Below are 13,448 nucleotides of genomic sequence, written 5' to 3' on the forward strand. Positions count from 1 at the left end.
ACTGAAACAGTGCGCACCGCGGTGCGGCCGCCGCGGAGGCCGGACGACTCGGACGGCCCGCGGGCAGAGCGGCGGACAGGAGGCGGGATGGCGGCGAAGACGGGAAACAGGCGCGCGCGACTGGACCGGAGCATGATCGTGGACGCGATACTGCAGCTCGCCCGCGACGAGCCGCGCGCCCGGATCACCTTCAAACGCCTGGGCCAGGCTCTCGGCGTGGACGCCACGGCGATGTACCGCCACTTCCGCAACAAGGACGAGCTGACGCGCGCCGCCCTCGACCGGCTGAGCGCGATGGCAGTCGCCGACGCGGAGACCGTGACGGGCGACTGGCGCGAACGGCTCGAGGCGCACCTCCTGCGCATCGCCGAGCTCAGTCTCGAACACCCGTCGATCGCGGCCGAGGGCGCGATCCTCGATCCTGTCGGGCCGGGCGACGTCGCCGGCGACGAGTTCGTGCTCGCGCGACTAAGCGACGCCGGGCTCGCGGGAGCGCCGCTCGTGCGTGCCTACGCCGCGGTGTCGGGCTTCGCGCTCGCGCAGTCCGCGGCGATGGCGCAGGAGGTCGTGGCCGGCCGCGGGGCGGCAGCGCGCGACGGATCGATTCCGTGGATCAGCACCTTCGGCTCGGTGGATCTGACGGACTATCCCCTCGTCAACGAGTACCGGGAGGCGCTGCTGTCCATAGACGGCATGACGGTCTACCGCGCGGGTATCGCCGCGATCCTCGACTCCGTTGCGTGATAGCGCCGGTGCGAGCCCGATCCCCGGTATCGGAGTGCCGCGCCGCGCCCGCCGCGCAGGCCGGGGCTAGGCTTGAAACGCCGGAGTGAGGCAACCGGCGGAACCGGAGGGCGAGAGTGGCACGGCAGCGGATCGGCGCGAACGACGACGACGCGGTCGAGCTGCTCAGGGCACTGATACGCGAGGCCTGCGTCAACGACGGCACTCCCGGCTCGGGCCAGGAGATCCGCAGCGTACGCGTGCTGCAGCGGTTCTTCGCCGCGGCTGTCGCTGCGGGCCGCGTCGAGACCCAGGTGCTCGAGTCGGCTCCCGGTCGCGCCTCGCTGATCGCGCGCGTGCGCGGCACCGATCCCTCGGCCCCGTCCCTGGGACTGCTCGGGCACCTCGACGTGGTGCCGGTCGATCCGGACGGCTGGAGCCGCAACCCCTTCGGGGGCGAGCTCGTCGACGGCGAGATCTGGGGTCGCGGCGCCGTCGACATGCTCTATCTGACCGCGGTCTTCGCCTGCGTGCTGCGCGAGGCGGCGATCGCGGCCGAACCGCCGCGAGGCGATCTCGTGCTGCTGGCCGTGGCCGACGAGGAGGCCGGCGGAGAGTACGGCATCCACTGGCTCGTGCGCGAGCACCCTGACGCCGTGCGCGTGAGCGAGGCGCTCTCCGAGTCGGGGGGCATGCGCATGGGACGGCACGTGGCCATCGAGGTCGCCGAGAAGGGGTCGGCCGGTCGCCGCCTCGTCGTGCGCGGCAAACCGGGGCACGCCTCCATCCCCTTCGGCGCCTCGAGCGCGGCGTACCGCGTGGGCGACGTGCTGCAGCGGCTGGGCGAGGTCAAGCCCGCCGCGCAGCTGGGCGAGCTCTGGGACGCCTTCGTGGCCGCGCGCATCGACGACCCCGTGCTGGCCGAGCGTCTGCGCGATCCCGTCAGCATCGATGCGGCGCTGCCGCAGCTCGGCGGCATCGCCGGCTACGCGCACGCGGTCTCGCGCATCACCCTGTCGCCCACCGTGCTGCGGGCCGGGGCGACGCACAACGTGATCCCGGCGGTCGGTACGATCGACCTCGACATCCGAACGCTGCCCGGCACCAGCGACGACGACGTCGACGAACTGCTCGCTGCGGTGCTCGGCCCGCTCGCGGAGGAGATCGAGATCCAGCGCCTGCGAGGCTGGGCCGCCACCGCGTCGAGCCCGAGCGAGCCGCTGTTCGGTGCTGTGGAGCGCGCGGTCGGGGCCGTCACCGGCTCGCCGGTCGTGCCGATCATGGCCGCGGGAGGGTCGGATGCCCGGGTGCTGCGCGAACTCGGAATCCCCGCGTACGGCTTCGGGGTGCTCGGGCCGACCTGGAGCTATGAGCGCTACCGGGAAGGCGTGCACGGCAATGACGAGCGCATCGATGCGGAGTCGATCGCGCTGTCACTGGCGGTGCTGCGACGGGTCGTGCGGGAGAGGGTCGGCTGACGCCGGCCCTCGGCGCTCGCCGCCGTGCGCGGTGATCAGCCGAAGATGTCGCCGAGGAAGTCGAAGCGGCCCTGCTTCTTCCTGCGGTATCGGGGGTCGCCGTACCGGGGATCGCCGTGTCGCCGGTCGCCGGAGTGGTGGCCGTGGTCGTCGTACCGCCGGTCGTCATAGCGCGGATCGTCGTACCGCGGGTCAGCGTACTGCTGCGGCTGGGGGACAGGGGGGACCGCGGCCTGCGCGGAGGCGCCCGCGGCCTCCGCCTCGGCCTGCGTGCGCTCGAGGATCTTGTCGAGCTCGCCGCGGTCGAGCCAGATGCCCCGGCACTCGGGGCAGTAGTCGATCTCGATGCCTTGGCGCTCGCTCATGAGCAGGGTGGTTCCGTCACTGGGGCAGTTCATGTTCTGACTGTAGCCCCGTTTGCTGGAAGGATCCCCGAAGAGTTCGCCCGGGAGCAGCGCTCTCCGCGGGGTCGCGCTAGGCCCAGCCGACGACGAGGCGGGCGGCCTGTTCGGGCACGGTCGGGTCGACGCCGGTGAGCTCCGCGAAGCGGCGCAGGCGGTTGGCGAGCGTGTTGCGATGGCAGAAGAGCTCGGCGCTGGAGACGCCGACGCTGCCGGTGCGCAGGTAGCTGCGCACGGCCTCCTCGAGCCGGGTGCGCTCCGCGTCCCCGCACCGCTCCAGCGCCAGCCGCACGTCGGCGAGGATCGGGCGGCCCGCGGCGAGCAGACTGCGCGCGGCGAGCCGGGCCCAGCCGCGGCCCCAGGTCATCGCGCCCTCCTCATCGGGGCCGAAGAGGTGTGCCAGCTCGACGGCGGTGGCGGCGGATCGACGCAGGTCCGCTATCCCCGCCGCCGCGATCACCACGCCGACGCGCAGCTCGAGCAGCTGCCGCCCGAGCTCCTCGAGGCGCGAGCCGGGCAGCTCGAGGCGCCGGGTGAACGCCACGAGCGCGTCTCCGAGGTGGTGGGTGTGGACGGTGGCGCCGGCGCGCTCGAGCTCCGAGATCGCCACCCGCAGCGGTGCGATGTCGAGATCGGTCGCCGCGATCACGACGAGCGGAGCGTCGTGCGGCAGTCCGAGTTCGACCGCCACGCTTTGCGCGTGCTGCTCGGTGGGTTGCGGCTCCCGGAAGAGCGACGCGATGAGGCCCTGGCGCACGGAGGCCTCCTCCTCGCGCATGCGCTCTCGCTCGGCGACGTAGGCGCGCTGGGTCTGGCCGACGTACTCGTCCACCGTGCGCAGCACGATGCCGGTGTGGCGCACGAGGAGCTCGGCGTCGCCGCTCTCGGCCACCCGGGTGAGGGCCTCCCAGAGCACGGTGAAGTCGAGTCGGATCGCCGTCATGAGCGAGGTGAGCGGAATGCCGGCCCGCGCCCGCGAGACCCCGACGTCGGCGGAGACCGTGATGGGCTCGTCGAAGCCGCCGGCGCGTAGGCCATCGACGAGGGCGCTGAAGGAGAGCCGGCCCGTTCGGCGCAGCTCGGCGCTCGGCACGGGCGCCGGATCGTATCCCGGAACCTTGCGGACGAGGGTCAGGAACGTGTCGGTGAGCTCGTCGACGTCGAGCCGATCGAGCAGTTCGAGCCAGCGGCGGCGGTCGCCGGGACGCGGCGTATCGCTGAGCGGGTGGAGGGGATCCGGGGTCATGCAGCACATGATATGTGCATATGCACACTTCCGGGCGGGATTTCAGTGGCGATGCGCGCTCTCACCAGTGCGGATAACTTGAGAAGCTGGATGGCGAAGCCGCCGCGCCCGCGACGGCGCCGCCGGATCCCGCATCCTCGACGGAGAGAGAGCATGAGCGAGACAACCCACACGTCGGCCATCGAGTACGACGCCACCCAGGAACTGAGCGTCAAGGACGCCAACAAGGTCGCCCTCGGCGCCCTGATCGGCACCGCGCTCGAGTGGTACGACTTCTTCCTCTTCAGCGCGGCCGCCGCGCTGGTGTTCAACGTGCAGTACTTCACGAGCGAGAACGCCACCGCCGCCGCGCTGGCGTCGTTCGCGACCTTCGGCGTCGGCCTCGCGGCCCGCCCCATCGGCGGCATCATCTTCGGGCGCATGGGCGACCGGATCGGCCGCCGCAGGGTGCTCATGATCACGATCGTCGGCATCGGCGTCGTGACCGGCCTCATCGGCCTGCTGCCGACGTACGCGGCCATCGGCATCGCGGCGCCGGTGCTCCTCGTGCTGCTGCGCGTGCTGCAGGGCCTCTTCGTGGGCGGCGAGTGGTCGGGCGCCATGACCATCGTCGTCGAGAACGCGCCGCTGCACCTGCGCGCCCGCTACGCGGCGATCCCGCAGATCGGCTCGCCGATCGGCACCATTCTGTCGTCGGGCGGCTTCTTCGCGATGACCCTGCTGTTCTCGCAGCAGAACTTCGACGCCTGGGGCTGGCGCATCCCGTTCCTCATCGCGTTCCCGCTGCTGATCGTCGCGGTCTACATCCGGAGCAAGCTCGAGGAGTCGCCGGTCTTCCGCCAGCTCGAAGAGTCGGGCGAGGTCGAGCAGAGCCCCGTGCTCACCACCTTCCGCAACAGCTGGAAGCAGATCATCATCGGCATGGCCGCGGCGCTGCTCGGCGTGGGCGGGTTCTACCTGGTGACCGCGTTCTGCGTCTGGTACGGCGTCAACGTGCTGGGCTACGAGTCGTCGCTCATGCTGCTCGGCAGCATGGTGGCCGCGGCCGTTGAGATCCCCGTGCTGATCTGGGGCGGCATCCTGGGCTCGAAGTACGGCGCGAGCCGCGTCATCCTCTGGGGCGGCATCGCCTCGGCCGTGGTCTCGGTGCCCGCGTTCCTGCTGCTCTCGTCGGGCGTCCCGGTGCTCGTGGTGATCGCCATGACGCTCGCCGTGGGCACGCTCTCGCTGCCCTACGCGGCGTCGGGCACGGTGCTCACCGGCCTCTTCCCGGCCAAGACTCGCTACACGGGTGTCGGCTTGGCGCAGAACGTCGCGGGCATGCTCTCGGGCTTCATCCCGCTGCTCGCCACGGGCTTCGTCGCCGCCGCGGGCAACCACTGGTGGCCGGCCGCTGCGATGCTCGCCTTCCTGTCGCTGTTCACCGCGGTGGCGGGGGCGGTCGCCCCGCGCATGAGCGTCAAGCTGCCCGGCTTCAAGCACTGAGCCGGCACGGCTGCCGAGCGGATCACCCGGCCGTCCGCCGTCCTCACCCCACCTCCGTCAGACTCCCGGAAGGATCTCCCCGATGTCACCGCCCACCACCTGCTCGTCCGCGGGACACCTGATCGTCCGCACGCTCGAAGCGCACGGCGTGCGACGCGTGTACGCCGTGCCGGGCGAGAGCTACCTCGACGTGCTCGACGGCCTACACGACTCGTCCATCGAGACGGTGGTGTGCCGGCAGGAGGGCGGCGCCGGGTTCATGGCGCTGGCGGAGGGCCGCCTGACCGGGCTGCCCGGCGTGGCGATGGTGACGCGCGGCCCGGGCGCCGCGAACGCGATGATCGCGATCCACACCGCGTGGCAGGACGCGACCCCCCTCGTGCTGTTCGTGGGCCTTGTGCCCGTGCACGACCGCGAGCGGGAGGCGTTCCAGGAGTTCAGCCTGACGGGCTGGTTCGGCTCGACGGCGAAGCGGGTCATGACGATCGACGACGCGGATCGCGCCGGCGAGCTCACCGCGGAGGCGATGCGGATCGCCGCCGCCGGGAGGCCGGGGCCCGTGGTCGTGGGGCTGCCCGAGGACGTGCTCGTGCACCTCACCGAGGCGGCTCCCTCCCAGCCCGTCGCGGCCCCCTCCCCGCAGCCGGCCCCGGCCGAGATCGCGACGCTCGTCGAGCGGCTCGCGCGAGCCGAGCGCCCCGCGATCGTGGCGGGCGGCGACGGCTGGCACGGCGGCGAGGGACGGCGCTTACTCGACTTCGCGGCGGCGGTCAGCGTGCCGGTCTTCTGCGACTGGCGCGCCTACGACGCGGTGCCGCACGAGGGCCCGGCGTGGGCCGGCTGGCTCGGCTACGGCCGCGCCGACGCGGTCGCCGCGGGTTATGCCGAGGCCGACCTCCTCGTCTTCGTCGGGTGCTCGCGCTCCGACGTGCTCAGCGACGGCTACACGCTCGGCTTCGAGGCCGAGACCGTGCTCGTCTCGCTCGACCCCGAGGCGACCCAGCACGCCGGCCGGATCGATCAGCAGATCCTCGCCGCCCCGGCGGGCTTCGCCGCCGCGCTCGCCGCGGTCGATCCGGCGGCGGCCCGCGGATCCCGCGCCGACGGGTGGATGCGCGACCGCGCCGAGGCGCAGGCCCGCTTCGCGGCGCATCGCGCCGACGCCTCGGTTCCGGGCGCGGCCGCCGACGCCGGCGTCGACCTCGGCGTCGCATTCGGACAGCTCGACGACCGGCTCGACGGCCGGGCGATCCTCACCTTCGGCGCGGGCAACGCGACCATCTGGGCGCACCGCTTCGTGCGCCACCTCGAAACCGCGAGCCTCGTGGGCGCGCGCAACGGCGCGATGGGGCTCGCGGTCCCGGCGGCCGTCGCCGCGTCGCTCGCGTTCCCCGAGCGGCGCGCGGTCGCGGTGTGCGGCGACGGCGACTTCCTCATGAACGGCCAGGAGCTCGCGACCGCCGTCGCGCACGGCGGCAAGCCGCTCGTGATCGTCGTCGACAACGGCATCTACGGCACCATCGTGCAGCACCAGGAGAAGCACTACCCCGGCCGCCCCTCGGGCACGCGCATGGCGAACCCCGACTTCGCGGCGTGGATGGCCTCCTTCGGCGGGCACGGCGAGCGGGTCGAGACGACCGAGGAGTTCGCCCCGGCCCTCGACCGCGCCCTCGCGGCCGACGGCCCGGCGCTCGTCCACGTGCTCATCGGCGACGAGGTCATGCCCCCGGCGCCCGGCGAGATCGCCGCGGATCCCACCCCCGCGAACTGAGAGGCCCGCATGCGACTCGATCTGATCATCCGCGCACGCGAGATCCTCACCATGGATCCCGCCCGGCCCGCCGCGATCGCGGTCGGCGTCATCGGCGGCCGCATCGTCGGCTTCGACGACGAGCTCGCCGGCCTCGACGCCGAGCGCGTGCTCGACTTCGGCGACGCGGTGGCCACGCCCGGCCTCATCGACGCCCACTGCCACACGGCGTGGTGGGGCCTGGGGCTCGCCGCGATCGACCTCAGCGCGGCGCGCGGCCTCGACGAGCTCTACGGGCTGATCGCGGCCGAGACCGCCCGGCTCGACGAACTGGGCGAGCCCGACGCGTGGGTGCACGGCACCGGCTTCAACCAGGCGCATCACGGCGGGGGCTTCCCCGACATCGCGCGCCTCGACGGGATCACCGGCGATCGTCCCCTCTACCTGCGGCACACCTCGGGCCACGCCTCGATCACGAACACCGCCACGCTGCGCCTCGTCGGCGCGCTCGAGCCGGGCTTCGAGAATCCGGTCGGCGGCGTCGTGGTGCGCGACGACTCCGGGGCGCCCACGGGCCTCGTCGAGGAGGCGGCGCAGGGCCTCGTGCAGGCGCTGCTGCTGCCCTACTCGCGCGAGCGCCTGGTCGAGGCCCTCGCCGCCGCGACCTCGCGCTACGCGGCGCAGGGCATCACGAGCTTCACCGAGGCCGGTGTGGGCGGCGGCTGGATCGGGCACAGCCCCGTCGAGGTCGCGGCCTACCAGGCGGCATCGGAGCGCGGCCGCCTGCACGCCCGCGCGCAGCTGATGCCGGCGATCGACGCGCTGCGGCCGCTCGAGGGGCACGCCGCCGACTTCCACGGCGAGGGCCGCGGGGCGGGGCTCGACCTCGGCATCCGCACCGGCTTCGGCGACGACGCGGTGCGCTTCGGCCACGTCAAGGTCTTCCTCGACGGCTCCCTGCTCGGGGCGACCGCCGCGGTCACCGAGGACTTCTGCGGGCACGCCGAGCACGGCAACCGCGGCTACCTGCTCGACGAGCCCGAGACCTACCGCGAGCGCGCGCTCGGCGCCTACCGCGCCGGCTGGCCCCTCGCCCTGCACGCGATCGGCGACGCCGCCATCGACCTCGCCCTCGACATCATCGAGGAGGCGCAGGACCGCTACGGCCGTCTCGACGTGCCGTGCCGCATCGAGCACTTCGCTATCGCGCGCCCCGATCAGGTGGAGCGCGCGGGACGCCTCGGCGTCGCGGTGACGCCGCAGGCCGGGTTCATCGGCTCCTTCGGCGAGCAGATGGCGGATCGCGTCGGCCCCGAGCGACGCGACTGGCTCTACCGCGGGCGCTCCGTGATCGACGCGGGCGTCATCCTGGCCGGATCCTCGGACCTGCCCGTCGCCGACAACGACCTCCGCCGCGGCATGCAATCGGCGGTCGACCGGATCGCCGACGGCGGCGCCGCGCTCGGCCCGGCCGAGGCGATCACCCCCGAGGAGGCGCTGCGCACCCACACCGAGTGGGCGGCGCGCGCGACGGGCCAGCTCGCCGACAAGGGCACGCTCGAGCGCGGCAAGCTCGCCGACCTCGCCGTGTTCTCGGCCTCACCGCTCACCGCGCCCAGCATCGGCGGGCTCGACGTCGTCGCGACCGTGCTCGGCGGCGAGCTGAGCTACGATTCGCGATCCTGACCCGCTGATCCCGCCCCCGCAACCCGCCCTCACCCCGCTTCGAAAGGACCGACAATGACTCAGCAGGACGACTCCTTCCTCTCCGATTGGGCCGTGCACTCCCGCTTCGGCGCGGTCGAGGGCACGAACGGCGTCGAACGGCAGGCCGCGAGCGAGGCCGACGGGCAGCAGCGCAAGTGGTTCGCGCGGCTGCTCGAGTCGCATGGCTTCCGGGTCGAGCGCGACGCGATCGGCAACCAGTTCGGGCTGCTCGAGCTGGTGCCCGGCGCACCCTACGTGCTCACGGGCTCGCACATGGACTCCCAGCCGACGGCGGGCCGCTTCGACGGCGCCTACGGGGTGATGGCATCGGCGCACGCCTGCTTCCGCGTGGCCGACGAGCTGCGGGCCGACCCCTCGCGGGCGCGATTCAATCTCGCCGTGGTGAACTGGTTCAACGAGGAGGGGTCGCGCTTCAAGCCCTCCATGATGGGCAGCTCGGTGTTCACGGGCAAGATGCCGCTCATGGACGCGCTCGCGACGCGGGATCCCCGCGGCGTCACGGTGAAGGAGGCGCTCGACGCCATCGACGAGCGCGGCGGCGCCGTGTTCGGCGACGGCGGGCCCGAGGTGGCCTCGTACGCTGAGATCCACGTGCAGCAGGGGCGCAGCATGGAGCAGGACGGCGTGACGATCGGGCTCGTGAACGCCACCTGGGGCGCGCACAAGTTCGAGTTCAGGATCACGGGAGAGCAGGCCCACAGCGGGTCGACGCTCATGGAGGACCGCCGGGACGCCCTGCTCGGCGCGGCCCGCCTCATCGTCGCGGCCCGCGAGCTGGTCGACGAGTTCGAGCCCGGGATGCTGCACACCGCCTGCGGGGAGATCAACGTCTACCCCAACTCGCCCGTCGTCGTGGTGAGCGAGGTGCAGCTGCTGTTCGACCTGCGCTCGCCGAGTCGAGAGGTGCTCGACGCCGCCTACGCGAGGGTCATGGAGACCGTGGAGCGGGTGCGGCGCGAGGACCGCGTGGAGATCGAGGTCGTCGCCGAGCACAGCTGGAGCCAGAATCCCTACCCCGAGGCCGGCGTCGAGCTGGCGCGCGAGATCGCCGAGGAGCTCGACCTCGCGCACGACCGGGTGATGACGGTCGCCGGGCACGACTCGACCAACATGAAGGATCGGGTGCCCGCCGTGATGCTCTTCGTGCCGAGCGTCGACGGCATCTCGCACAACCTCAAGGAGTTCACGCGCGACGAGGATCTCGTGGCGGGCGTCGACCACCTCACGGGCGTGGTGCGGCGACTGGCGGAGGGCGCGCTGGTCGACTGATCAGCGCCATCCGAACACCTCGGCGGGGTGGGTCAGCCGCCACCAGAGGTCGGGCTCGACGATGTCGGCATCGGCGACGACCGGCACCTCCTGCGGGCCGCTCGGGGTCTCAACGCGGATCGTGCCCGCTGACCGGCCGGCCTCGCCCGGGCCGAGCGATCCGAGCTCCGTGATCCTCGTCGCCGCCTCGCCCGGCACCAGCACGGTGCTCGCTGCGGCACTCGCGACGAGCGGGATGCTCACCCCGTCCACCGTCACCGCCGTGCCGAGCTCCTCGCCCTTCGCGACGAGTTCCACCGGCTGCGGAGCGGCCTCGAGGGCGGCGAGCGCGGCGAGGCTCGACTCGATGCGCGCCTCCTCGGTCGGGCGCCCGAGCGTCACCGCCAGCTTCACGAGGTCGCGACCCGAGGCGCTGCTCGCCTGAGCAGCCGCGAGATTGTAGCCGGCGATGTCGGTGTAGCCGGTCTTCATGCCGCGCACCTCGGGCAGCGCGCTGAACAGCGGGTTGGTGCTCTCGACGACGCCGATGCCCCACGGCAGCTCAGCCCGGGGCAGGCGCGCGATCTCGGCGATCGCGGGCTGCCGCAGGGCGAGCCGGGCGACGCGCAGCACGTCGGACGGGGTGGCGGCGTTGCGCTCGTCCATGCCCGTCGGCTCGGCGAGCGCGAGCGAGTCGAGGCCCTGCCGCGCCTTCCAGTCCTCGACGGCGGCGACGAAGGCTTCGTTGTCGCCGAACAGCGAGTAGGCGTAGGCGGCCGCGAAATCGTTGGCCGAGGGGATGAGCGCGAGCGTCAGCATCTGCCGCGCCGTGACCTCCGTGCCGACCGGGATCGGGTAGGCGACGCCGTCCTGGGCGAGATACGCGTCGGTGCGGGCGCGATCCTCGGCCGTCCAGACGCGCACCGGGCCCTCCTCGCTCGCGGCGAGCGGCTGCCGCTCGAGGCCGACGAGCACGGCCACCAGCTTCGAGAGGCTGGCGATCGGCTGCGCCTGCTGGGTGTTCGCCCAGACCTCGTCGTCGTGCAGCCAGCCGACGGCGGTGGGCAGCGCCTCGGCGTCGACCGCGGCCTGCGCCGGCGCGGGATCGGCCGCGAACTGCCGCTCGGCCTCCCCGGTCAGCTGCACGGCGGGGGCCCGCAGAGGTGCGAAAGCGCACGCGGCAGTGTAACCCCCGGCTGTCAGGACCACGAGCGCCGTGAGGATGGCGGCCAGCCGACGGGTCCGGCGGCGCAGCGCGCGGAGGCGCGCGCGGGCGTCGACGGAGGTGCTCACGCCGCCAGCCTAATCAGCGGCGGCCGGTGGTCGTCCTCTCATCCGCAGCTTCCGCTCCACGATCCGGTCTCTCGGTCCGATCGCGACGCGTGCACTGTGCGCGGTGCGCCGATCCGTGGCTTGACGTCGGCGTTCGCGCACGGAAAGACCGGGAGAGATCGGACTGCACAGTCCGGCCGCCTGCGGGTGTGCCAGGGCAACGCTTGCCGAACCCGCAGGTTCAGGCAAGATGCATGAGTAGGAAGAGCGGAGCTCCGCGGCTCCGCCCCGCAGCTCCTGAGGAGGGCCACCGATGACCGCACTGATCGCGGGGTACGCCCGCACACCGTTCACCCGTTTCACGGGGCAACTGGCCGCGCAGCCGGCAACCGTGCTCGGCGCGCACGCCGTCCGGGCAGCACTCGAGCGCGCCGGGGTAGCCCCGGACCAGGTGGATATCGTCGTGGCCGGTCAGGTGCTGCAGGCGGGCGCCGGCCAGAATCCGGCCCGCCAGACCGCGGTGGGTGCGGGAATCCCGATGAGCGTGCCCGCCATCACGCTGAACGCCGTGTGCCTCTCGGGAGCCGAGGCGGTCGCCCAGGCCGCGCGCCTCATCACCGCGGGAGAGGCCGAGGTCGTGGTCGCGGTCGGTCAGGAATCGATGTCGCTCGCCCCGCACGTGATCCCGCTGCGCGCGGGCACCAAGTACGGGTCTGCGCAACTGGTCGACACCGTCGATCACGACGGGCTGTCCGATGCCTTCGACCAGACCGCGATGGGAGCACTCACCGAGGAGGGCAACGGCCCGCTGGGGCTGCACCGCGAGGAGCAGGACGCGTTCGCCGCCGCATCGCATCAGCGCGCGGCCACTTCGGCCGAGTTCTTCGCCGGTGAGATCGCGCCGCTCACGGTCTCGTCGCGGCGCGGCGACACCGTGGTCGCGGCCGACGACGGGATCCGCCCCGAGACGACCCCGGAGGGGCTGTCGGGGCTGCGACCGGCCTTCGCGAAAGACGGCACGATCACGGCGGGAAACGCCTCGCAGATCACCGATGGCGCGGCCGCGCTGGTGCTCGTGAGCGAGGCCGCGGCCGAGCGGCTCGGCCTCAGGCCGATAGCCCGCGTCGAGGCGACGGCTTTCGTCGCGGGCCCAGACACGCACCTGCACTCTCAGCCGGCCCGCGCGATCCGGGCGGCGCTCGCGAAGCTTCCCGGCACCGCGACGACGGATCTCGCCGCGGTCGAGATCAACGAGGCGTTCGCCGCGGTCGGCCTGCAGTCGACCCGCGAACTGGGCCTCGATCCCGCGATCGTCAACCCGCACGGCGGCGCGATCGCGCTCGGCCACCCGATCGGCGCCTCGGGAGCGAGGATCGTCGGCACGCTCGCGCGTCAGCTGGCGGCACTCGGCTCGGGATCGCTCGGCGCCGTGGGCATCTGCGGCGGCGGCGGGCAGGGCAGCGCCGTGGTGCTCCGGGCGGTATAGAGCACGGTACCATAACGCATCCCGTTATGGGATGCGTTATGGTACCGTGCGTCCATGAGTATGCAGATCGCCGTGAGGCTTCCCGACCGCATGGTCGAGTTCCTGGATCGCCTGGTGGCTGATGGAGCGGCACCGAGCCGAACTGCGGTGGTCTCCTCGGCGATCGAGCGGGAGATGCGTCGCATCATGGCCGAGCGGGATGCGGAGACCCTTCGGCGCCCCGGAGCAGTCGACGATCTCGACGGGCTCGTCGACTGGACCGCCTCCAATGTCGTGATCGAGGACTGACGTGCGCGAGATCTGCCTGGTCCGATTGGATAAGACGCGACCCGCTGTGGTGCTGACGCGTGAGGCTGTGCGCTCCGCGATGAGCAAGGTGACGATCGCTCCGATCACCTCGACGGTCAAGGGTCTCAGCAGCGAGGTGGAGGTCGGCCCGCAGAACGGGCTGGATCATCCCAGCACCATCGCGGTCGACAACATCATCACGATCCCGGCGAGTTCGCTCGGCCGCACCGTCGGCTTCCTGTCGCGGGAGCAAGAGCGCCTGCTCGCGAAGGCCGTCGTGCTCGCCTTCGACCTCGATCTGCCGATCCTCGATCGCGACTACTAGAGCGCTGAAGCGCCGCGG

At 72.6% G+C, this 13,448-nt stretch carries 12 protein-coding genes; 9 read left to right on the forward strand and 3 right to left on the reverse strand.

The genetic code is table 11. The annotated features are described in order from the left end of the window. The first annotated feature begins 87 nt into the window (after positions 1-87). Both D1J51_RS12165 and D1J51_RS12170 read left to right on the forward strand, forming a co-directional pair. On the forward strand, positions 88-744 hold the full coding sequence (locus tag D1J51_RS12165) for a TetR/AcrR family transcriptional regulator (RefSeq protein ID WP_119075574.1): 657 nt from the start codon (positions 88-90) through the stop codon (positions 742-744). Positions 745-860: 116 nt separating this feature from the next. Beyond that, a complete protein-coding gene (locus D1J51_RS12170) occupies positions 861-2,201 on the forward strand; it encodes a M20/M25/M40 family metallo-hydrolase (protein WP_119075575.1) in 1,341 nt (446 codons plus the stop codon). A gap of 35 nt (positions 2,202-2,236) precedes the next feature. On the opposite strand, the gene D1J51_RS12175 is transcribed toward D1J51_RS12170, so the two are convergent. Both D1J51_RS12175 and D1J51_RS12180 read right to left on the reverse strand, forming a co-directional pair. Further along, positions 2,237-2,599 (reverse strand): TFIIB-type zinc ribbon-containing protein, encoded by a 363-nt coding sequence (locus D1J51_RS12175; protein ID WP_119075577.1) that lies wholly within the window; start codon positions 2,597-2,599, stop codon positions 2,237-2,239. Between the two features lie 76 nt (positions 2,600-2,675). Beyond that, positions 2,676-3,848, reverse strand: a complete 1,173-nt coding sequence (locus D1J51_RS12180; RefSeq protein WP_119075579.1) for a PucR family transcriptional regulator — start codon at positions 3,846-3,848, stop codon at positions 2,676-2,678. Positions 3,849-4,001: 153 nt separating this feature from the next. Here D1J51_RS12180 and D1J51_RS12185 point away from each other — a divergent pair, with 153 nt between their 5' ends. From D1J51_RS12185 to D1J51_RS12200, 4 genes are all read left to right on the forward strand, one after another. Beyond that, on the forward strand, positions 4,002-5,333 hold the full coding sequence (locus tag D1J51_RS12185) for an MFS transporter (RefSeq protein ID WP_119075581.1): 1,332 nt from the start codon (positions 4,002-4,004) through the stop codon (positions 5,331-5,333). A gap of 82 nt (positions 5,334-5,415) precedes the next feature. After that, complete coding sequence (locus tag D1J51_RS12190) at positions 5,416-7,104, forward strand: thiamine pyrophosphate-dependent enzyme (RefSeq protein WP_119075583.1); 1,689 nt, start codon at positions 5,416-5,418, stop codon at positions 7,102-7,104. Between the two features lie 9 nt (positions 7,105-7,113). Continuing rightward, positions 7,114-8,769 carry an amidohydrolase gene (locus D1J51_RS12195; protein WP_119075584.1) on the forward strand — a complete coding sequence of 552 codons (1,656 nt, stop codon included), beginning with the start codon at positions 7,114-7,116 and terminating at the stop codon, positions 8,767-8,769. A gap of 54 nt (positions 8,770-8,823) precedes the next feature. Next, positions 8,824-10,080, forward strand: coding sequence for a M20 family metallo-hydrolase (locus tag D1J51_RS12200; protein WP_119075586.1), 1,257 nt, complete (start codon positions 8,824-8,826; stop codon positions 10,078-10,080). On the opposite strand, the gene D1J51_RS12205 is transcribed toward D1J51_RS12200, so the two are convergent. After that, positions 10,081-11,352, reverse strand: coding sequence for a D-alanyl-D-alanine carboxypeptidase family protein (locus tag D1J51_RS12205; RefSeq protein ID WP_119075588.1), 1,272 nt, complete (start codon positions 11,350-11,352; stop codon positions 10,081-10,083). A 292-nt stretch (positions 11,353-11,644) separates the two neighbouring features. Here D1J51_RS12205 and D1J51_RS12210 point away from each other — a divergent pair, with 292 nt between their 5' ends. The 3 genes from D1J51_RS12210 to D1J51_RS12220 are packed head-to-tail and all read left to right on the forward strand — an operon-like array spanning position 11,645 to position 13,430. Next, entirely contained in the window at positions 11,645-12,817 is a 1,173-nt protein-coding gene (locus D1J51_RS12210; protein ID WP_119075590.1) for an acetyl-CoA C-acyltransferase, read from the forward strand. A 54-nt stretch (positions 12,818-12,871) separates the two neighbouring features. Beyond that, positions 12,872-13,105, forward strand: coding sequence for a ribbon-helix-helix domain-containing protein (locus D1J51_RS12215; protein ID WP_119075591.1), 234 nt, complete (start codon positions 12,872-12,874; stop codon positions 13,103-13,105). Between the two features lies 1 nt (position 13,106). Next, positions 13,107-13,430, forward strand: a complete 324-nt coding sequence (locus tag D1J51_RS12220) for a type II toxin-antitoxin system PemK/MazF family toxin (protein WP_119075593.1) — start codon at positions 13,107-13,109, stop codon at positions 13,428-13,430. Positions 13,431-13,448: the final 18 nt, after the last annotated feature.

Origin of the sequence: Leucobacter sp. wl10 (genome assembly GCF_003569785.1) — a bacterium.
GTDB lineage: Bacteria > Actinomycetota > Actinomycetes > Actinomycetales > Microbacteriaceae > Leucobacter.

What these genes read in the sequence shown, in the direction of transcription:
- D1J51_RS12165 (WP_119075574.1), top strand. Translation starts at nt 88, where the DNA reads ATGGCGGCGAAGACGGGAAACAGGCGCGCGCGACTGGACCGGAGCATG.
- D1J51_RS12200 (WP_119075586.1), top strand. Translation starts at nt 8,824, where the DNA reads ATGACTCAGCAGGACGACTCCTTCCTCTCCGATTGGGCCGTGCACTCC.
- D1J51_RS12185 (WP_119075581.1), top strand. Translation starts at nt 4,002, where the DNA reads ATGAGCGAGACAACCCACACGTCGGCCATCGAGTACGACGCCACCCAG.
- D1J51_RS12190 (WP_119075583.1), top strand. Translation starts at nt 5,416, where the DNA reads ATGTCACCGCCCACCACCTGCTCGTCCGCGGGACACCTGATCGTCCGC.
- D1J51_RS12215 (WP_119075591.1), top strand. Translation starts at nt 12,872, where the DNA reads ATGAGTATGCAGATCGCCGTGAGGCTTCCCGACCGCATGGTCGAGTTC.
- D1J51_RS12175 (WP_119075577.1), bottom strand. Translation starts at nt 2,599, where the DNA reads ATGAACTGCCCCAGTGACGGAACCACCCTGCTCATGAGCGAGCGCCAA.
- D1J51_RS12195 (WP_119075584.1), top strand. Translation starts at nt 7,114, where the DNA reads ATGCGACTCGATCTGATCATCCGCGCACGCGAGATCCTCACCATGGAT.
- D1J51_RS12210 (WP_119075590.1), top strand. Translation starts at nt 11,645, where the DNA reads ATGACCGCACTGATCGCGGGGTACGCCCGCACACCGTTCACCCGTTTC.
- D1J51_RS12180 (WP_119075579.1), bottom strand. Translation starts at nt 3,848, where the DNA reads ATGACCCCGGATCCCCTCCACCCGCTCAGCGATACGCCGCGTCCCGGC.